The organism is Streptomyces sp. MUSC 14 (assembly GCF_001866675.1).
In the GTDB taxonomy this organism is placed as follows: Bacteria; Actinomycetota; Actinomycetes; order Streptomycetales; family Streptomycetaceae; genus Streptomyces.
This window is the reverse complement of record NZ_MLYN01000051.1, coordinates 1-17,824: the sequence shown is the minus strand read 5'-3', so window position 1 is coordinate 17,824 and position 17,824 is coordinate 1. Positions and strand designations below refer to the sequence as shown.

The following is a 17,824-nucleotide window of genomic DNA, read 5'->3' as shown; positions in this document are numbered from 1 at the left end:
GGGCGCTGCCCTTCTGCTCACTCGTTACGGTGAGTCGCTTTCGCATGCCCTGAAGTCGCTACTGCATGTGTTCGAATCGCAGCCGTGCGTATAAATGGGGCCGAGCGTACTCCTGTTGCGAGGGCGATTTCAGGTGCTTGCTGAATATGACACGGCGATGATCCGGTCGGACTAAGCTCGCCCGCGGCGCACCGAGTTGAGGTAATTCGTGCGCTTGTTCCCAAACAGGTGATAGATCCCTTCGGTTCCATGAACCTTCCCCCCACAAGCACCTCCGACACCCAGCCGATTCGTCTCAGAAGGCATCCATGGTGAGTGTTCAGAAGCCGCCCGGTCGCCGTGAACGTCCCTATGCGCGCGTCCTGTTGCCACCGGCCATATTGATGGCCGCCGCGACCGGGGCGGCGGTAGCCCTGGCACCACAGTCCGCCCGGATCGTCGCCGGAGCGGTCGGGGCCCTGGCCCTGCTCCTGGTCCTCGCCCTGGGCGCGGAAGCCGCCCGGCGCGGCCGCAGGCTCCGCGCGGAACAGGCCGAGCACGCCCGTCACACCGCGTATCTGGAACACCGGATCGCCGCCCAGGACCAGTTGATCGAGAAGTTCGCCACGGACGTCATCCCCACCGGTCTGCTGCACCTGCGCGCGGGCGCCCCGCTGCGCACCGTGCTGGCCAACGTCTACGACGCCGACCCCGAGCTGCGGGCGCTGCCCCCGATGTACCGGGAGATGTTCCGGGTCGGGCTGCGCGGCGCCGACCACGAGATCTCGATGCGTGACGCGACCGAGCGCTCCTTCGTGACCATCGCCCGCCGCGTCCAGGCCATCGTCCACCAACAGGCCAAGGAACTGCGGGAGATGGAGGAGGACCACGGCCGCAACGCCGAGGTCTTCGACGACCTGCTGCGCATCGACCACGGCACCTCGCTGATCGGCCGGCTCGCCGACACCATCTCCGTCCTCGGCGGCGGCCGGCCGGGCCGTCAGTGGCCCCTGCCGGTCTCCCTCTACAGCACGCTGCGCGGCGCCATGTCGCGCATCCTGGAGTACCGCCGTATCCAGCTGAACTCCATCGTCAACATCAACATCAAGGGCACCGCCGTCGAGCCGGTCATCCACGCCGCCGCGGAGCTCCTCGACAACGCCACCCGCTACTCGCCGCCCTCGACCAAGGTGCACGTCACCGCCACCGAGGTGCAGACCGGCGTCGTCATCGAGATCGAGGACGCCGGCGTCAGCCTCAGCGAGGAAGGCCGCGTCCGCATCGAGCGGATGATCGAGGACGCCAAGAACGGCGACGACGCGCACAACCTCGGCGAGAACCCGCGCCTCGGCCTCGCGGTCGTGGGCCGGCTGTGCAAGATGTTCGACATGGAGGTGTCGCTGCGCGCCTCCGCCTACGGCGGCGTCCGGGCGATCCTCATCGTTCCGCGCGTCATGACGACGACCGAGCCCGGCGTGGGCGCCGCCCACGGCATCGGCGCCACCGGCATCCCCAAGCCCGAACTCGGCGCGGTGGAGGGCCCGAAGCGCCGGCCCAAGAAGCGCCGCCCGACCAGCCCCAAGATCCCCGCCGGGATCTCCATGGAGGACGACGTCCCGGTCGTCACCGAGTGGACGGCGGGCGGTCTGCCGCAGCGCCGCAGCAAGATGAAGACCCCGCTGAGCCAGCGGTACGCCGAACAGGCCGAGATCGAGCGCGCCGAGCGTGAGGGCAGGCCGACCGTCTGGTCGCAGGCCAAGCGCGAACCGGAGCCCGAGCTGGACCCCGAGATCAAGAAGCTCCGGGAACGGCCGATCGGCCAGGGGATCGAGGACTTCTGGAACGGCCTGCGCAAGGGCATGCCCGAGGACGCCACCGGGCCCGAACTGACCGACTTCACGAGGCACCCGGAAAAGTACGTGCACCTGCTCAACGACTACGCCGACGAGCCCGCCGAGGGCGCCACCGAGGCCTATGACGAGGGGGACCTCAAGTGATCCAGCAGCGAGGCAACATCGACTGGATGCTCAAGCAGCTCAACGACGGTGTGCCGGGCATCGAGATGATCGTGGTCCTCTCCGCCGACGGACTGCGCATCGCCCGCTACGGCGGCGACCCCGACGCCGCCGACCGGGTGGCCGCCGCCTGCGCGGGCGTGCAGAGCCTGGCGGGCGCCATCATCCAGGAGCTGCCGGGCGCCGGTGACATGCAGGTCGTCGTCTTCGAGATCGAGGGCGGCTACTTCTACCTCATGAACGCCGGCGACAACGCCTACCTCGCCGTACTCGCCGACGTGACCTGCGAACCCGGCCGGATGAGCGGCATGATGCGTGACCTGGTCGTCCGGATCGGCGCCCACCTCACCAGTCCGCCCCGGCGGAACGGGCAGACCGTATGACGCCTCCACGACGCAAACGGCGCCGACCGCAACCGCCGCCTCCTCCGCGGCCGACGCCGCCCGCCGCCGAGGTGCCGGACGGCCAGGCCGAGCCCAAGAACCCCGAGCGGCTGTACGCCTTCGCCGAAGCCGAGGACGGCGCACGCGCCGAACTCGACCTCGTGACGTTAATCGTGGCGCGCTCCGCACCTCAGCCGGGCGCCTCGCCGGAGCACACGGCGGTGTTGCGGCTGTGCGTCGCCCCCCTGTCCGTGGCCGAGCTGTCGGCCTATCTGAACCTGCCGTTCAGCGCGATGACCGTACTGATCACCGAACTGATCACGGCCGAACTGGTGCAGGCGCGCGCCCCGATCGTCCGACAGGCGCTCCCCGACCGTTCCATCCTCGAAGCGGTGATGCATGGACTACAACGGCTCTGACACCATCCCCGGCCCACGAACCGAGGATCATCTGCCGCACACCACCCAGGCGGCGGTGAAGATCGTGATCGTGGGCGGCTTCGGCGTCGGCAAGACCACCATGGTCGGTTCCGTCAGCGAGATCAGGCCGCTGACCACCGAGGAGACCATGACCCAGGCCGGCATCGGCGTGGACGACAACTACGGCTCCGACACGAAGACGGCCACTACCGTGGCCATGGACTTCGGCCGCATCGGCATCACCGAGCAGCTGGTGCTCTACCTGTTCGGCACCCCCGGCCAGGAGCGCTTCTGGTTCCTGTGGAACGGCCTGTTCGAAGGCGCGCTCGGCGCCGTCGTCCTGGTCGACACCCGGCGCCTGGAGGTCAGTTTCGACGTCATGGACCAGCTGGAGGAGCGCGGCGTGCCCTTCGTCATCGCCGTCAACTCCTTCCCGGACGCGCCGCGTTACGCGGTCGAGGAACTGCGCACCGCGCTCGACCTGGCCCCGGAGATCCCGATCATCGATTGCGACGTACGCCGCCGGGCCTCCAGCAAGGACGTGCTGCTGACCCTGATGCGCTTCCTGCACTCCATCGCGCTGTCCGGCGCCCGCGCCTGACCCGCGGGGCCACCGCCCCCACACACTTTTCGGCCCTCACATCCTTTTTCCGTTCCGGAGCGACACCGTGACGTCTGAACCCACGTCCCTGACCGGCACCGACCCCTTTTCCGGCCCCCCTCCCGGCTGCCCCGCGCACGGCCGCGGCCCCGGTGCGCTGCACCGCCTCTACGGCCCCGACGCGGAGGAACTGGGCGACCTCTACGAAAGCCTGCGGGAGGAGCACGGCTCCGTGGCGCCCGCGCTGCTGCACGACGACGTGCCGATGTGGGTGGTCCTCGGGCACGCCGAGAACCTCCATCTGGTGCGCAGTTCCTCCGTGTTCACCCGCGACAGCCGGATCTGGACCCCGCTGGCGGAGGGCACCGTCAAGCCCGACCATCCGCTCATGCCGCACATCGCCTGGCAGCCGATCTGCTCCCACGCCGAGGGCGACGAGCACCAGCGGCTGCGGGCGGCGGTCACCGCGGCCATGGAGACCATCGAGCACCGCAGCCTGCGCCGGCACATCGGCCGCTACACCCAGGAACTGGTCAACAGGTTCTGCGAACGCGGCCGGGCCGACCTGGTCTCCCAGTTCGCCGAGCATCTGCCGATGGCCGTCATGTGCGAGATCCTCGGCATGTCCGAGGAGTACAACGACCGGATGGTGCAGGCCGCCCGGGACGCCCTGAAGGGCACCGAGACCGCCATCCAGAGCCACACCTACGTCATGGAGGCGCTGAGCCGGCTCACCGCCCGGCGCCGCGCCCGGCCCGAGGACGACTTCACCAGCCACCTCGTCACCCACCCCGCCGGACTCAGCGACGACGAGGTCCGCGAACACCTGCGGCTCGTCCTCTTCGCGGCCTACGAGGCCACCGCGAACCTCCTCGCCAACGCGCTGCGCATGGTCCTGACCGAGCCGGGCTTCCGCGCCCAGCTCAGCGGCGGCCAGATGACCGTGCCGGAGGCGATCGAGCAGTCCCTGTGGGACGAGCCGCCGTTCAGCACGGTCCTGGCGTACTACGCCAAGCAGGACACCGAGCTGGGCGGACAGCGCATCCGCAAGGGCGACGGACTGCTCTTCGCGCCCGCGCCGGGCAACCTCGACCCGCGGATCCGCCCCGACCTGTCCGCGAGCATGCAGGGCAACCGCTCGCATCTCGCCTTCGGCGGCGGCCCGCACGAGTGCCCCGGCCAGGACATCGGCCGTGCCATCGCCGACGTCGGCGTGGACGCGCTGCTGATGCGGCTGCCCGACGTGCAGCTCGACTGTCCCGAGGACGAGCTGAGCTGGCGCTCCTCCATCGCCTCCCGGCATCTGGTGGCCCTGCCCATCCGCTTCGAGCCGAAGCCGCAGCAGGACGTCGGGCTGCCACCGCGGCCGATGGCGGTCTCGGCACCGCGCTCCGGCTGGCAGGTCGGTACGCTGCACACGGACCCGGCGCCGGCGACCGAGCCGCCACCGGCCGCGCCGCGCCCCGTCCCGCCTGTGCCCGCACCCGTTCCCGCGGCGCCTGAGCCGGTGCGCAGGCGCGGGGTCTGGCAGCGGTTGCTGAGGTGGTGGCGGGGGGAGTAGGGGTCCTACGGGGCGCTCTGCACCAGCGTGTCGAGCACGCGTCCGCTCACGAACGTGTGCTCCATGCCCGTCACCGGATCCCTGAACTCCAGCCGCCGGGCGAGCAGTTGGAGAGGCCGGCCGAAGTCGTCGGGCGGGACCGGGGCGGTCACCTCGGGGTAGAGCGGGTCGCCGAGGACGGGGATGCCGAGGGCGTTCAGATGGACGCGCAGCTGGTGGGTCTGGCCGGTGGCCGGCAGCAGTCGGTAGCGGGCCAACCCGCCGCGGTGCGCGGCCAGTTCCACATACGTCTCGGCGTTCGGCTCACCCTCGACCTCGCGGGCGGCCTGCACCCCGCGCTCCTTCACGATCCGGCTGCGCACGGTGCGCGGGAGGGCCAGCCCGGGGGCGTACGGCGCGACCGCCTCGTACTCCTTGCGCACCCGCCGGTCCCGGAACAGGTTCTGGTACGCGCCGCGCTCCTCGGGCCGTACGGTGAACAGCACCAGCCCCGCCGTCAGCCGGTCCAGCCGGTGCGCGGCGCCCAGCGTCGGGAGGTCCAGCTCGCGGCGCAGCCGGGCCAGCGCGGTCTCGGTGACGTGCGAGCCGCGCGGCGTCGTGGCGAGGAAGTGCGGCTTGTCGGCGACGACGATGTGCGCGTCCCGGTACACGACCTCCACCGGGAACGGCACCGGCACCTCGGCGGGCGGTTCGCGGTGGAACCACACGAACATCCCGGGCCGGTACGGCGCGTCCGGCGCCACCGCCCGCCCGTCGGCGCCGACGATCAGCCCCGCGGCGAGCATGCCCTCGACCGTGCCGGGCCCGGCCCCCGTGAGCCGTTCCACCAGATGCTCCCGCACGGTGGCCCACGCTCCGTCGTGCGGCAGCCGGAGCCGTACGGGATCGACCCCGTCGCGCTGGGGGAGCGGGGCGGGCGGGGGCGGGGTACGGCGTCTCATCGGGGTCAAGGGTACGAGAGGTCACGGACGGGCGGGGCGCCGGGAAAAGGGGTGGGCCGGCGGGCGCCGGGGTCGGCAGGATGCGGATCCTGCCCTGGCTCACGCAACCGGTCGTACCCGCCGGAACCCTCGCCCGTCGTGCACGCCGCCTTCCCGGACCCGGTGGTGCACCGGTGGCACATCAGAGCCTGCGACTCCGCGGTCGCCTACGGGACGGTGGCGGCGGCGCGTGGCCGCGGTGTCGCGGTCCGGGCCACCACCGCGCTGTCCCGGTGGGCGTTCGAGGAGACCGGACCGCACCGCCTCGAACTGTCCCATGCCACCGCCGACGAAGCCTCCTGCGGAGCGACCGAGTTGAACGCGATACATCGTGTGCATTGACCGTCGCGACGCATACGCGATATGTTCGGATGCGGATATTCGATGTCGAGGGGTCCGGGGAGGGTGTCATGGCCGGGAAGCGTCGCAAGCTCGGCAATCCGCTGGCGCTCGCCGTCCTGGTGACCCTCTGGCAGAAGCCGATGCATCCGTACGAGATCGCCCAGACCCTGCGCCGCCAGGGAAAGGACAGCAGCACGAAGATCAACTACGGCTCGCTCTACACGGTCGTGCAGAACCTCGAAAGACACGGCTTCGTCGAGGTGACCGACGTGGAGCGGCAGGGCAACCGCCCTGAGCGCACGGTGTACGGACTCACCGAGGCCGGCCGCGAGGAGATGACCGAGTGGTTGTCGGACCTCATGGCCGTCCCGGCGAAGGAGTACCCGATCTTCGCGAGTGCCCTGTCCCTCGTGGGCGCGCTGCACCCCGACGAGGTGGTGCGGCTGCTGGAGGAGCGGCTCGCGGCCCTGGAGTACCAGGCCGCGGCGGCGCGGGGCGGGCTGGAGAAGCTGTACGAGACGCTGCCGAGGCTCTTGCTCGTGGAGACCGAGTACCAGGTGCACATGATCCTGGCGCAGGCGGAGTGGGTCCGCGGCTTCCTGGAGGAGATCAGGAAGGGCTCACTGCCCGGCGTCGAAGCATGGCGGCACTTCCACGAAACGGGGGAGCCGCCCGCGGAACTCACCTGAGAACTCAGCTGAGAAGAACGACCCCGACGGGCTGTTGCAGCAGCTCCGCCGGGGTCTCGAACCCCGAGACGGACCCGCCGTGCGGCGGCTCCGGGCGATCGAGGTGCGGCACACCCAGGATAGCCCGGCGCTCTCGCACGCGGATCTTCCGCATCCGCTCAGTCAGGAGAGCACTCGTCATGAACACCCGTGCGCCCGCGGTCGAGGCGCGTCAGCTGATCAAGACCTATCCCGGTGAGGTCACCGCGCTGGGCGGCATGGACCTCACCGTGGCACCGGGCACCGTCTTCGGACTGCTCGGCCCCAACGGCGCAGGCAAGTCCACCACCGTCAAGATCCTCACCACCCTGGCCCGCCCCGACTCCGGCACCGCCGCGGTCGCCGGGCACGACGTGCTGCGCCACCCCGACCGGGTGCGCCGCGCGATCGGCGTGGTCGCCCAGCACTCCGGTGCCGACCCGGTCGCGACGGGCCGGGAGAACCTCCAACTCCAGGGCAGGCTCCACGGATTGCGCGGCAGCGTGCTGGAGCGCCGGGTCGAGGAGCTGCTGGAGCGCTTCGCCCTCGCCGACGCCGCCCGCCGTCCCGTCAAGGGCTACTCCGGCGGCATGCGCCGCCGCCTGGACGTGGCCCTCGGGCTGGTGCACCGGCCGAAGGTGCTCTTCCTCGACGAGCCGACCACGGGGCTGGACCCCGAGGCGCGCGCCGCGATGTGGGAGGAGATCGGCCGGCTGGCCGGCGAGGAGGGACTGACGATCCTGCTCACCACCCACTATCTGGAGGAGGCCGACCGGCTCGCCGAGCGCATCGCCATCGTCGACCGCGGCCGGATCGTGGTCGAGGGCACCCCGGACTCCCTCAAGGGCGAACTGCGCGGGGACGCCGTCCACGTGGAGCTGCGCGAGCCGGTCGGCGAGGCGGGGCGCACCCTGCTCACCGCCGCCCTGACGGCCGTACCCGGCGTGCACGAGGTGGTGTGCGAGGGGCGCCGGATCAGCGTGCGCGCCGACGACGGGGCGGCCTCGGTGCCCGCCCTGCTCGCCGCGCTGGACCGCGCCGGGGCGGGCGTCGCCTCGGCCACCGTCGCCCGGCCCTCGCTGGACGACGTGTACCTCCGGCACGCCGGCCGCCACTACGCCGGGGCCGGGGCCGGGGCCGGCACGGCGCTCGCGGGCCTCGCGGGAGGTGTGCGATGAGCACCGCCGTCACCCAGACCTGGTACATGACCCAGCGCCAGCTGCGGGTGATCGCCCGGCAGCCCGCCTACGCGGTCATCACGCTGATCCAGCCGGTGATCTGGCTGTTCCTGTTCGGCAGCCTCTTCAAGAAGATCGTCCGGCTGGGCGGCTTCGGCACCACCTCCTACCTGGACTACCTGGTGCCGGGCGTGGTCGTGATGAGCGCCCTCGGCGCCAGCATGTGGGCGGGGATGGGCACGCTGGAGGAGATCCAGCGCGGCACCCTCGACCGCTTTCTGACCACCCCGGTCAGCCGGGCCGCGCTGATGAACGGCAACGTCGTCAACAACGGCCTGGTCACCGCGTTCCAGTCGGTGGTCATCGTGCTGCTCGGCCTGCTCGGCGGCGCGGACTACCCCGGCGGCGTCGGCGGCATCGTGATCCTCGTCCTCGCCTCCGTCCTGCTCGGCACGGTCTTCGGGGCACTGTCCAACGCGCTCGGCATGGTCGTGCGCGAACGGGAGTCCATCATCGGCATCAACACCTTCCTGCTGCTGCCGCTGACCTTCCTCTCCAGCGCCTTCATGGCGCCGGCCCAGATGCCCGGCTGGATGCGGCACATCGCCGACTTCAACCCTGTCAACTGGGCCATGGTGGCGGGCCGTTCGGCGATGTCGGAGCACCCCGACTGGGGTGCCGTGCTCGGCCGGGGCGGCGCGCTGCTCGCCCTGGCGGTCGCGGCGGTGTGGCTGTCGATCCGTACCGTCCGCTCCTACCAGCGGTCGGTGTGACGGTTTCCGGGGGCCGGCCGGTGTGAAGATGGAGGGCATGCCGCCCTACGATCTCGCGGACCGACTCGTCGTCGGTGTCGCCTCCAGCGCCCTGTTCGACCTGCGGGAGTCGGACGCCGTCTTCCGCGAGCAGGGCGAGGAGGCCTACCGGGCCCACCAGGAAGCGCACCTGGACGACACGCTGCGGCCCGGTGTCGCGTTCGCGTTCATCCGCCGGCTGCTGTCGCTCAACGACCTCGGCGAGCCGGGCGATCCGCTCGTCGAGGTCATCATCCTCTCCCGTAACGACCCCGACACCGGCCTGCGGGTCATGCGCTCCATCCAGACCCATGAACTGCCCATCAGCCGGGCCGTGTTCATGCAGGGAAGGGCGCCGTACGCGTTCGTCACCGCGCTGAACATGTCCCTGTTCCTGTCCGCGAACGGCGCCGACGTGCGCGAGGCGGTCGCCGCCGGACTGCCGGCCGGGCATGTGCTCGGATCGTCGTACGCGGACGACCCCGCGGACGGGGAGCTGCGGATCGCGTTCGACTTCGACGGGGTGCTCGCCGGTGACGCCGCCGAACAGGTCTACCAGTCCGGCGGGTTGGAGGAGTTCCGCGAGCACGAGACCCGCAACGCGGCCACCCCGCACGATCCGGGGCCGCTGCGCGACTTCCTGGCCGGCGTCAACCGGATACAGCGGCGGGAGGAGGAACGGCGCCGGACCGACCCGGACTACCCGAGCCGGGTGCACGTCTCGCTCGTGACCGCCCGCGCCGCACCGGCGCACGAGCGGGCCGTACGGAGCCTGAAGCAGTGGGGTGTGCGGGTCAACGACGCCTTCTTCCTCGGCGGGATCGAGAAGGGCGCGGTCCTGAAGGTGCTCCGGCCGCACATCTTCTTCGACGACCAGGTGACCCACCTGGAGAGCACGTCGCGGACCACGCCCAGCGTGCACGTCCCGTTCGGCAAGCTCAACGAGACGGCACTCTGAGGCTGTCCGGGGCGGGTGCGCCACAGGGGGTGGCGAATGGATCATTCGGGCGCCGCGGGGCCCGGCACGCCCTCCCCCGGAGGGGACACCCCCATGACCCCGCTCGGGCCGGCCGGCAAGCAGGCGCTGTTCCTCATGGCCGGCCTGATCCGAACGGCACCCCCTACGCGGCCGCCGCCGCGCCGCCCTCCTGCTCGGCCTCGATGCGGGCGTTCCAGTCGCGCTTGGAGGCCTGCCAGCCGTCCTCGTTGTGGCCGAGGCGCCAGTAGCCGGAGATCGACAGGTCCTCGCGCGGGACCTGCTTCTCGACCCGCAGCAGCCGGCGCAGCTCCTTCACGAAGCCCGCCTCGCCGTGCACGAACGCGTGCAGCCGGCCCTCCGGGAAGTCCAGCCCCCGTACAGCCTCCACCAGGGCCTCGCCGACCGGGCGGTCCCCGCGGTGCAGCCAGACGACCGCAGCGTCGGAGTCGATCTTCTGCTCCTCCCCGGGGCCGGAGACCTCCACGAACACATGCGCGCGGGAACCGGCGGGCAGCGACTCCAGCGCCCGGGAGATCGCGGGCAGCGCGCTCTCGTCACCGGCGAGCAGATGCCAGTCGGCCTCCGGGTCGGGGGCGTAGGCGCCGCCGGGGCCCATGAAGCGGACCGTCTCGCCGGGCCGCACACGGGTCGCCCACGGGCCGGCCAGTCCCTCGTCACCGTGGACGACGAAGTCCAGCGTCAGCTCCCGCAGTTCGGGGTCGAAGGCCCGCACGGTGTAGGTCCGGGTCACCGGCCACTGCTCCCGGGGGAACTCCTCGCGGATCCGCTCCAGGTCGAACGGCTCCGGGTAGGTCACGCCCGCGGGGCCGAACAGCAGCTTCACATAGTGATCGGTGCAGGTGTCCGCCGCGAAGTCGGCGAGACCCTCGCCGCCGAGCACCACACGCTGCATGTGCGGAGTCAGCCGTTCGGTGCGCACCACCTGGGCGGTGCGGGCCTTGCGCGGTTTACGTCCCGGGCGCTCTGCCATCACGGACCTCCTGCGAATTGGTTAGGTTTACCTAAGTTAGCATCTCGCTCCTTGAGAACGCCTCGTGTCCGTGGGCGCACCGAGCGCCCTTTGCCGGAAAATCCCGGTCAAGGTCATCGGGCCAGCGTCGTCAGCAGCCGCTGGAGGGAACCGCCGAGCCCCCACCGCTCGGCCAGCCGCTCCAGCGCCTGCGGGTCGCGCGGGGCGTGCGGCAGCGCCGGGTCGACGTCGGGCAGCGGCACGTCGGCGGCCACCCGCACGACCTTCGGCGCGACCGCGACGTACGGCCGGGCCTCGTCGAGCCGCTTGCGCTGCGACGGCGTGAGCTTCGCCCGCGGGTCGTCCAGCGCCGCCATGAGCGCGTCCAGGTCGCCGAACTCGGCGAGCAGCTTGGCGGCCGTCTTCTCGCCGATGCCCGCCACGCCGGGCAGACCGTCGCTCGGGTCGCCGCGCAGCAGCGCCAGGTCCGCGTACCCCCGCCCGTCGACGCCGTACTTCTCGCGCAGCACCGCCTCGTCGGTCAGCTGGAGCGTGCCCACGCCCTTCAGCGGGTACAGCACCCGGATGCCGCGGGCGTCGTCCACCAGCTGGTACAGATCGCGGTCGCCGGTGACGATGTCCACCGGGCCCGCGGCGCGCGCGGTGAACGTGCCGATCACGTCGTCCGCCTCGTACCGCGCGACGCCGACCCGGGCGATCCCGATCGCGTCCAGGACGTCCTCGATGACCGGCACCTGCGGGGCCAGGGTGTCCGGCACCTCCTCCGCGTCCGGGCCCGCCTCGCGCTCCTCGGCGACCCGGTGTGCCTTGTACGTCGGGATCAGGTCCACCCGCCACTGCGGGCGCCAGTCGGCGTCCATGCAGGCCACGAGCTGATCCGGCCGGTGGTCCTTGACCAGCCGGTCGATGAAGTCGAGCAGCCCGCGCACGGCGTTCACCGGCGTGCCGTCTGGGGCCTTCACGGAGTCCGGGACGCCGAAATAGGCACGGAAATAGAGCGATGCGGTGTCGAGCAGCATGAGTCGTCCGGTCACGTTCGCATCATGCCGCACCCCACTGACAGTCACGCCGAACCGCACACCAGCGAAGACCGCGATCATGTGAGGTGGCCCACTTAAAAGTTTGACCATCTCCTTACCGGGGAGGCGCGGCTTCTGTTCTGTCCCCGATTCGAGAGGTACGCGTGTCAGCCAGGCTTGAGGCGGAGCATCTGTTCAAGGTGTTCGGCAGACGACCGGACGAGGCGGTGGAGCGCCTGCGACAGGGTGCCGACCGTGAGGAACTGCGCGGCGACGGCACCACCGCCGCCGTGATCGACGCGTCCTTCAGCGTCGGCGAGGGCGAGATCTTCGTCGTCATGGGCCTTTCGGGCTCCGGCAAGTCCACCCTGCTGCGCATGCTCAACGGGCTGCTGGAGCCGACCGCGGGCAGTGTGCGCTACGACGGCCAGGACCTGACCGCGCTCACCGACCGCGCCCTGCGCGAGGTCCGCTCCAGGAAGATCAGCATGGTCTTCCAGCACTTCGCGCTCTTCCCGCACCGCAGCGTCCGCGACAACGCCGCCTACGGCCTGGAAGTGCAGGGCGTGCCCCGCGCCGAGCGCGAGCGCCGCGCCGACGAGGCGCTCGCCCTGTGCGGCCTGGCCGGCTGGGAGAAGTCCTGGCCCGACGAACTGTCCGGCGGCATGCAGCAGCGCGTCGGCCTCGCCCGCGCCCTCGCCACCGACGCCGACCTGCTGCTCATGGACGAGTCCTTCAGCGCCCTGGATCCGCTGATCCGCCGTGACATGCAGGACCAGCTCCTCGAACTGCAGAAGACCCTGAAGAAGACCATCGTCTTCATCACCCACGACCTCAACGAGGCCATGCGCCTCGGCGACCGCATCGCCGTGATGCGCGACGGCCGGATCGTGCAGACCGGCACCGCCGAGGACATCCTGCTGCGCCCCGCGAACGACTACGTCGCCTCCTTCATCCAGGACGTCGACCGCTCCCGCGTGCTGACCGCGGCCGCGGTCATGGACACCCACCTGCGCGGCGACGAGGCCGACTGCGCCTGCGAGACGGCCACCCCCGACACGCCGTTCACCGAGCTGTGCGCCATCAGCGCGCGCGTGCCGCACGCGGTCGCCGTCCTCGGCACGGACCGCGCCCTCGTCGGCGTCGTGCCCCGGCAGCGTCTGGTCGGCTTCCTCGGCGACGAGGACGCCGAGCCGACGCCCTGCGGGAACGAGGGCGGCAAGGACGCGAAGAAGGTGATCGGCCGTGCCTAGGATCCACCTCGGCGACTGGGTCGACTCCGGCGTCAACTGGCTGGTCGACCACCTCTCCTGGCTCTTCGACGCCGTCAAGGCCGTCATGGAGGGCATGTACAACGGCATCGACGCCGTCCTCGGCGCACCCCAGCCACTGCTCATGGCCGGCATCCTCGCCGTCCTCGCCTGGTGGCTGCGCGGCCTCGTCGCCGGTGTCGTCGCCTTCGCCGGATTCGCGCTGGTCGACTCGCTCCAGCTGTGGGACCAGGCCATGTCGACGCTCGCCCTGGTCCTCGTGGCGACCGTGCTCGCGCTCGTGATCTCCGTCCCGCTGGGCATCTGGGCGGCCCGCTCCAAGGCGGTCAGCTCGGCCCTGCGGCCGGTCCTGGACCTGCTCCAGACGATGCCGTCGATGGTCCTGCTGATCCCGGCCATGCTCTTCTTCGGCCTCGGCACCGCCGCCGGTGTCGTCGCCACCCTGATCTTCGCGCTCGCGCCCGGCGTCCGCATGACCGAGCTGGGCATCCGCCAGGTCGACGCCGACCTGGTCGAAGCCGCCGAGGCGTTCGGCACCACCCCGCGCGACATCCTGTTCCGCGTCCAGCTGCCGCTCGCCCTGCCGACCATCATGGCCGGCGTCAACCAGGTGATCATGCTGGGCCTGTCCATGGTCGTCATCGCGGGCATGGTCGGCACCGGCGGCCTCGGCGGTGCCGTCAACGAGGCCATCGGCCAGCTCGACATCGGTTACGGCTTCGAGGCGGGCGTCGGCATCGTCGTCCTCGCCATCTACCTCGACCGGATCACCGGCGCCCTCGGTACCCAGCTCTCCCCGCAGGGCCGCAGGGCACTCGCCAAGGCCCCCACGCGCGCGTGGTCGTACCGTCCGCGCCCGGTCGTCGCCGTCGCCGGCGTGGTCGTCCTCGCTCTCGTCGCGGGCGGCCTCGGGGTCTTCGGCACCTCCTCCGGTGCCTCCTCGCAGGCCTCCGGCACGAACGTGGGCAAGGGCAAGCGGATCACGATCGGCTACATCCCCTGGGACGAGGGCGTCGCCTCCACGTTCCTCTGGAAGGAGATCCTGGAGGAACGCGGCTTCAAGGTCACCACCACCCAGTACGCCGCCGGTCCCCTCTACACCGGCCTCGCCACCGGCCAGCTCGACTTCGAGACCGACTCCTGGCTGCCCACCACGCACGCCGAGTACTGGAAGAAGTACGGCAAGCAGCTCGACGACCTCGGCTCCTGGTTCGGCCCCACCTCCCTGGAGCTGACCGTCCCCTCGTACGTGAAGGACGTGAACTCCCTCGCGGACCTCAAGGTCCACGCTTCCGAGTTCGGCGGGAAGATCGTCGGGATCGAGCCCAGCGCGGGCGAGATGAGCCTGCTCAAGAGCAAGGTTCTCAAGGCATACGGCCTCGACGGCACCTACCAGGTGATCGACGGCTCCACCCCGGCCATGCTCGCCGAGCTGAAGCGCGCCTATGCCAGGAAGCAGCCGGTCGTCGTCACCCTGTGGTCCCCGCACTGGGCCTACAGCGACTACGACCTGAAGAAGCTGAAGGACCCGCAGGGCGCCTGGGGCAAGGGCGACGGCGTGCACACCCTGACCCGCAAGGGCTTCACCCGGGACAACCCCGAGGTCGGGAAGTGGCTGAAGGACTTCTCGATGACCGAGCAGCAGCTCACGAGCCTGGAGTCGCAGATCCAGCAGGCCGGCAAGGGCAAGGAGCAGGACGCCGTGCGCTCCTGGCTGCGCGCCCACCCTGGCCTGGTCGACAAGTGGGCCCCGGTCGCCGGGCAGGGGTCCGGGAGCCGGGCGGCCGGGTGACCTGACCGGTCCGGACCGCACACCCGAGGGGCGGGGCCCGCCGTACGCCGTCGCGCGTCCGGCAGGCCCCGCCCCTCGCGTGTGCGCGAGGGCCCGCGGGCACGAGAAGGATCCGGCCAATCACGGAACGTGATGGCCGTGGGTACGGGCCGGCGCTCCCGACCCAGCTCGTCGGCATATTCACCACCGGCCGGGGCGCCCCCGCGACCGGCCCGGAGAACCCGACGAACTGGCGTGAACCGTAAGGGCGGGGTGCGCGGACCGGACAGGGATGTGGCAGGCGCGTGAAACGGTTTGCCGAACATGCGTAGGGTGCAGAGAAGTCATCAGGAGAGTCCGCGGCACGACGAGCGAGGGAGGGAGCCGGAGCGATGGGCGACCACAAAGAGCAACAGCCCGTGCGGGTGGGCGCGGCCGTCCGGCGACGCCGCCGCGCGCTGGAGCTGACCCTCGCCGCCGTGGCCGAGCGCAGCGGCCTGTCCGTACCCTTCCTCAGCCAGGTCGAGAACGACCGGGCCCGCCCGAGCCGCACCTCCCTGGAGAAGCTGGCCGACGCCCTGCGCACCACCGCCGTCGAACTCCTCGCCGCCGCCGACCCCGCCGCCAGCGTGGACGTCGTGCGCGCCGAGCCGGCCGCCGAGGGCGACTTCGAGCCCCGTACCCGCGCCCTGGTCCGCGGCCACCACCAGCTGCACGCCTCCGAGATCACCGGCGACCACGAGGCGGGCCGCGAGTTCCAGCACCGCAACGACGAGCTGATGTACGTCGCCGACGGCGCGGTGGAGATCGAGGCCGAGGGCCGCGCGTACCGCCTCGGCCGCGGCGACACCCTCTACCTGACCGGTGGGGTACGGCACCGCTGGCGGGCGACGGTGCCGGACACCCGGGTGATCGTGGTGGCGGTGGCGGAACACATCGAGGCCATGCAGGACCGGCCCCGTTGACGAGGGTCGTCTCCCTCGTCCCGTCCCTCACCGAAGCGGTCGCCGCGACCCTGCCCGGCGTCCTCGTCGGCGCCACCGACTGGTGCGTCCGGCCGCCCGGCCTGGCCGTCACCCGGATCGGCGGTACGAAGAACCCCCGCCTCGACCGGATCCTCGCCCTCGCCCCCGACCTGGTGATCGCCAACGAGGAGGAGAACCGCGCCCCCGACCTCGACGCCCTGCGCGCGGCCGGCCTGGACGTGCTGGTCACCGAGGTGCGCGCGGTGCCGCAGGCCTTCACGGAGCTGGCCCGGGTGCTCGCCGCGTGCGGTGCGCCGAGCCGCCCGCGCTGGCTGGCGCGGGCGGAGGCGGCCTGGAGCGCGCTGCCGGAGCCGGCCGAGCGCCGGACCGCCGTCGTACCGGTCTGGCGCCGGCCCTGGATGGTCCTCGGCCGGGACACGTTCGCGGGCGACGTCCTGGCCCGGCTCGGCGTGGACCACGTCCACGCCGGCCACCCGGACCGCTATCCCCGTGTCCCGCCGGCGGAGTTGCGCGCGGCGGTCCCCGACCTGGTGGTGCTGCCCGACGAGCCCTACCGCTTCACCGCCGACGACGGCCCGGAGGCCTTCCCCGGCCTGCCCTGCGCCCTGGTCAGCGGACGGCACCTGACGTGGTACGGCCCGTCGCTGGCCGAAGCGCCACGGGTGCTGGGCGAGGCGCTGCGAGCAACCGGCCGCTGAGCAGGCCGCGTACGGTCCCGGCGGCGGCCGCCAGCCACGCGGTGACCAGGACGGCGTACAGGCACACGGCCAGGGCGTCGTAGAACGCGAGGCCCGTGTGCCGGTCGAGCACCGCGGCGCCGGTGACACAGGTGCCCACCGGGAACGTGAACGCCCACCAGGTCATCGCGAATCCCATGCCCCGGCGCCGGGCCCGCACCACATGCGCGACCGAGAGCGCCAGCCACAGCAGCGCGAAGCCCATCACGGGCACCCCGTAGAGCACGGAGAGGACGTCGAGACCGCGGTCGTACGGGGCCGGTACGACGCCGGGAGCCGCGTCCGCGATCTTGCCGACCGCTGTCGTGGACTGCCCGAGCGGGCCGAGGACCAGGAACAGGGTCGGGGTCAGCGCGAGCGGCAGCGGGTCCGGGCCGATCACCCGGGCGAAGACGAGCGGCAGCATCACCAGCGTCGCGAACAGGCTCAGCCCGAACATCGCGAAGCAGGCCAGCAGCAGGGTCTCCCGGGGCTGCCCCGGCGGCAGGTGCGGCACGAGCAGCGGACCGAGCGCGGCCGACACCATCGGCGCGACCAGCGGCAGCAGCCACACCGGGGTCGCCCGCGCGGGCTCGACGCGATGACGTACGGCCATGAGGTACGGCACGGCCACGGCGGCCACGAGCCCGACCGCCGTACCGGCCGTGAACAGCACGGTGTCCAGTGCCACCGCCGTCCGTGTGCCGATCAGCGGCTGTCCGGCGGTCAGGGCGCCGCCGCCGACGGCCAGCAGCCCCATGGACAGGCAGCCGTAGAAAGGCGCCATGCCCGGGTCGAGCAGATGCGCCCGGGCCTGGTCGCGGTGGCGGGTCCAGTGCACGGCGCGGGCCGCCAGCAGGGCCGTCAGCGCGAGCAGGGACAGCACCCAGACGCCCGCGAGCACACCGCTGCGCACCGCCCCGTGCCCGGGCAGCGCGACGCCGGCCGAGCCGACGATGGCGGTGCCCATGACGGCGGCGTACCAGTTCGGACCGAGGTGCCGGAGACGGGCGTCGGGTAGGACGGCGGGGGCGGGCGCGGGAGTGACTCCACCGTCCCGCTGGGATCCGCCCCTGACCAGGGAGTTCCTCTCTATGAGGGCATAAGCTGGTCTTATGAGCGAGGTGTCTTATGG

The 17,824-nt window shown here is 71.7% G+C and carries 18 protein-coding genes; 14 read left to right on the top strand and 4 right to left on the bottom strand.

Annotation, left to right across the window (positions count from 1 at the left end):
* Nucleotides 1-308: 308 nt before the first annotated feature.
* The 5 genes from BIV25_RS30855 (at nucleotide 309) to BIV25_RS30835 (ending at nucleotide 4,958) form a co-directional block, all read left to right on the top strand.
* Nucleotides 309-1,976, top strand: coding sequence for a sensor histidine kinase KdpD (locus tag BIV25_RS30855; protein ID WP_177235478.1), 1,668 nt, complete (start codon nucleotides 309-311; stop codon nucleotides 1,974-1,976).
* Nucleotides 1,973-2,377: a roadblock/LC7 domain-containing protein gene (locus BIV25_RS30850; protein WP_071375758.1), complete on the top strand. Its 405-nt coding sequence runs from the start codon at nucleotides 1,973-1,975 to the stop codon at nucleotides 2,375-2,377. Before BIV25_RS30855 ends, BIV25_RS30850 begins: the two co-directional genes overlap by 4 nt.
* Entirely contained in the window at nucleotides 2,374-2,796 is a 423-nt protein-coding gene (locus BIV25_RS30845) for a DUF742 domain-containing protein (protein ID WP_071375757.1), read from the top strand. Before BIV25_RS30850 ends, BIV25_RS30845 begins: the two co-directional genes overlap by 4 nt.
* Nucleotides 2,777-3,397 carry an ATP/GTP-binding protein gene (locus BIV25_RS30840; protein ID WP_071375756.1) on the top strand — a complete coding sequence of 207 codons (621 nt, stop codon included), beginning with the start codon at nucleotides 2,777-2,779 and terminating at the stop codon, nucleotides 3,395-3,397. The genes BIV25_RS30845 and BIV25_RS30840 overlap by 20 nt, the downstream gene beginning before the upstream one ends.
* Nucleotides 3,398-3,464: 67 nt before the next feature.
* Nucleotides 3,465-4,958, top strand: a complete 1,494-nt coding sequence (locus BIV25_RS30835) for a cytochrome P450 (protein ID WP_071375755.1) — start codon at nucleotides 3,465-3,467, stop codon at nucleotides 4,956-4,958.
* A gap of 5 nt (nucleotides 4,959-4,963) precedes the next feature.
* On the opposite strand, the gene BIV25_RS30830 is transcribed toward BIV25_RS30835, so the two are convergent.
* Nucleotides 4,964-5,899, bottom strand: coding sequence for a pseudouridine synthase (locus BIV25_RS30830; RefSeq protein WP_071375754.1), 936 nt, complete (start codon nucleotides 5,897-5,899; stop codon nucleotides 4,964-4,966).
* Nucleotides 5,900-6,037: 138 nt separating this feature from the next.
* On the opposite strand from BIV25_RS30830, the gene BIV25_RS30825 reads away from it, so the two are divergent.
* From BIV25_RS30825 to BIV25_RS30805, 5 genes are all read left to right on the top strand, one after another.
* Nucleotides 6,038-6,280: a hypothetical protein gene (locus tag BIV25_RS30825; RefSeq protein ID WP_071375753.1), complete on the top strand. Its 243-nt coding sequence runs from the start codon at nucleotides 6,038-6,040 to the stop codon at nucleotides 6,278-6,280.
* Between the two features lie 68 nt (nucleotides 6,281-6,348).
* Nucleotides 6,349-6,969 (top strand): PadR family transcriptional regulator, encoded by a 621-nt coding sequence (locus tag BIV25_RS30820; protein WP_071375752.1) that lies wholly within the window; start codon nucleotides 6,349-6,351, stop codon nucleotides 6,967-6,969.
* A gap of 179 nt (nucleotides 6,970-7,148) precedes the next feature.
* Nucleotides 7,149-8,165, top strand: a complete 1,017-nt coding sequence (locus BIV25_RS30815; RefSeq protein WP_071375751.1) for an ATP-binding cassette domain-containing protein — start codon at nucleotides 7,149-7,151, stop codon at nucleotides 8,163-8,165.
* Entirely contained in the window at nucleotides 8,162-8,938 is a 777-nt protein-coding gene (locus BIV25_RS30810; RefSeq protein WP_071375750.1) for an ABC transporter permease, read from the top strand. Before BIV25_RS30815 ends, BIV25_RS30810 begins: the two co-directional genes overlap by 4 nt.
* Before the next feature lie 37 nt (nucleotides 8,939-8,975).
* Nucleotides 8,976-9,914 carry a 5'-nucleotidase gene (locus BIV25_RS30805; RefSeq protein ID WP_071375912.1) on the top strand — a complete coding sequence of 313 codons (939 nt, stop codon included), beginning with the start codon at nucleotides 8,976-8,978 and terminating at the stop codon, nucleotides 9,912-9,914.
* 163 nt (nucleotides 9,915-10,077) lie between these two features.
* Here the strand turns inward: BIV25_RS30805 and BIV25_RS30800 are convergent, their stop codons facing one another.
* Together BIV25_RS30800 and BIV25_RS30795 are read right to left on the bottom strand one after the other, a co-directional pair.
* Entirely contained in the window at nucleotides 10,078-10,926 is an 849-nt protein-coding gene (locus tag BIV25_RS30800; protein ID WP_071375749.1) for a siderophore-interacting protein, read from the bottom strand.
* Between the two features lie 113 nt (nucleotides 10,927-11,039).
* Complete coding sequence (locus BIV25_RS30795; protein ID WP_071375911.1) at nucleotides 11,040-11,960, bottom strand: 5'-3' exonuclease; 921 nt, start codon at nucleotides 11,958-11,960, stop codon at nucleotides 11,040-11,042.
* Between the two features lie 149 nt (nucleotides 11,961-12,109).
* Between BIV25_RS30795 and BIV25_RS30790 the strand changes: the two genes are divergently transcribed.
* From BIV25_RS30790 to BIV25_RS30775, 4 genes are all read left to right on the top strand, one after another.
* A complete protein-coding gene (locus BIV25_RS30790; RefSeq protein ID WP_071375748.1) occupies nucleotides 12,110-13,198 on the top strand; it encodes a glycine betaine/L-proline ABC transporter ATP-binding protein in 1,089 nt (362 codons plus the stop codon).
* Nucleotides 13,191-15,008, top strand: coding sequence for an ABC transporter permease/substrate binding protein (locus BIV25_RS30785; protein WP_071375747.1), 1,818 nt, complete (start codon nucleotides 13,191-13,193; stop codon nucleotides 15,006-15,008). Before BIV25_RS30790 ends, BIV25_RS30785 begins: the two co-directional genes overlap by 8 nt.
* A 371-nt stretch (nucleotides 15,009-15,379) precedes the next feature.
* The gene (locus BIV25_RS30780; protein WP_071375746.1) at nucleotides 15,380-15,952 is read left to right on the top strand and encodes a helix-turn-helix domain-containing protein; all 573 of its coding nucleotides are present in this window, start codon (nucleotides 15,380-15,382) and stop codon (nucleotides 15,950-15,952) included.
* Nucleotides 15,949-16,671, top strand: coding sequence for a helical backbone metal receptor (locus BIV25_RS30775; RefSeq protein WP_071375745.1), 723 nt, complete (start codon nucleotides 15,949-15,951; stop codon nucleotides 16,669-16,671). Before BIV25_RS30780 ends, BIV25_RS30775 begins: the two co-directional genes overlap by 4 nt.
* On the opposite strand, the gene BIV25_RS30770 is transcribed toward BIV25_RS30775, so the two are convergent.
* Complete coding sequence (locus tag BIV25_RS30770; RefSeq protein ID WP_071375744.1) at nucleotides 16,583-17,770, bottom strand: TDT family transporter; 1,188 nt, start codon at nucleotides 17,768-17,770, stop codon at nucleotides 16,583-16,585. The two genes, BIV25_RS30775 and BIV25_RS30770, sit on opposite strands and share 89 nt — an antisense overlap.
* Nucleotides 17,771-17,824 lie beyond the last annotated feature (54 nt).

What these genes read in the sequence shown, in the direction of transcription:
- BIV25_RS30855 (WP_177235478.1), top strand. Translation starts at nt 309, where the DNA reads ATGGTGAGTGTTCAGAAGCCGCCCGGTCGCCGTGAACGTCCCTATGCG.
- BIV25_RS30845 (WP_071375757.1), top strand. Translation starts at nt 2,374, where the DNA reads ATGACGCCTCCACGACGCAAACGGCGCCGACCGCAACCGCCGCCTCCT.
- BIV25_RS30840 (WP_071375756.1), top strand. Translation starts at nt 2,777, where the DNA reads ATGGACTACAACGGCTCTGACACCATCCCCGGCCCACGAACCGAGGAT.
- BIV25_RS30830 (WP_071375754.1), bottom strand. Translation starts at nt 5,899, where the DNA reads ATGAGACGCCGTACCCCGCCCCCGCCCGCCCCGCTCCCCCAGCGCGAC.
- BIV25_RS30820 (WP_071375752.1), top strand. Translation starts at nt 6,349, where the DNA reads ATGGCCGGGAAGCGTCGCAAGCTCGGCAATCCGCTGGCGCTCGCCGTC.
- BIV25_RS30815 (WP_071375751.1), top strand. Translation starts at nt 7,149, where the DNA reads ATGAACACCCGTGCGCCCGCGGTCGAGGCGCGTCAGCTGATCAAGACC.
- BIV25_RS30810 (WP_071375750.1), top strand. Translation starts at nt 8,162, where the DNA reads ATGAGCACCGCCGTCACCCAGACCTGGTACATGACCCAGCGCCAGCTG.
- BIV25_RS30805 (WP_071375912.1), top strand. Translation starts at nt 8,976, where the DNA reads ATGCCGCCCTACGATCTCGCGGACCGACTCGTCGTCGGTGTCGCCTCC.
- BIV25_RS30800 (WP_071375749.1), bottom strand. Translation starts at nt 10,926, where the DNA reads ATGGCAGAGCGCCCGGGACGTAAACCGCGCAAGGCCCGCACCGCCCAG.
- BIV25_RS30780 (WP_071375746.1), top strand. Translation starts at nt 15,380, where the DNA reads ATGGGCGACCACAAAGAGCAACAGCCCGTGCGGGTGGGCGCGGCCGTC.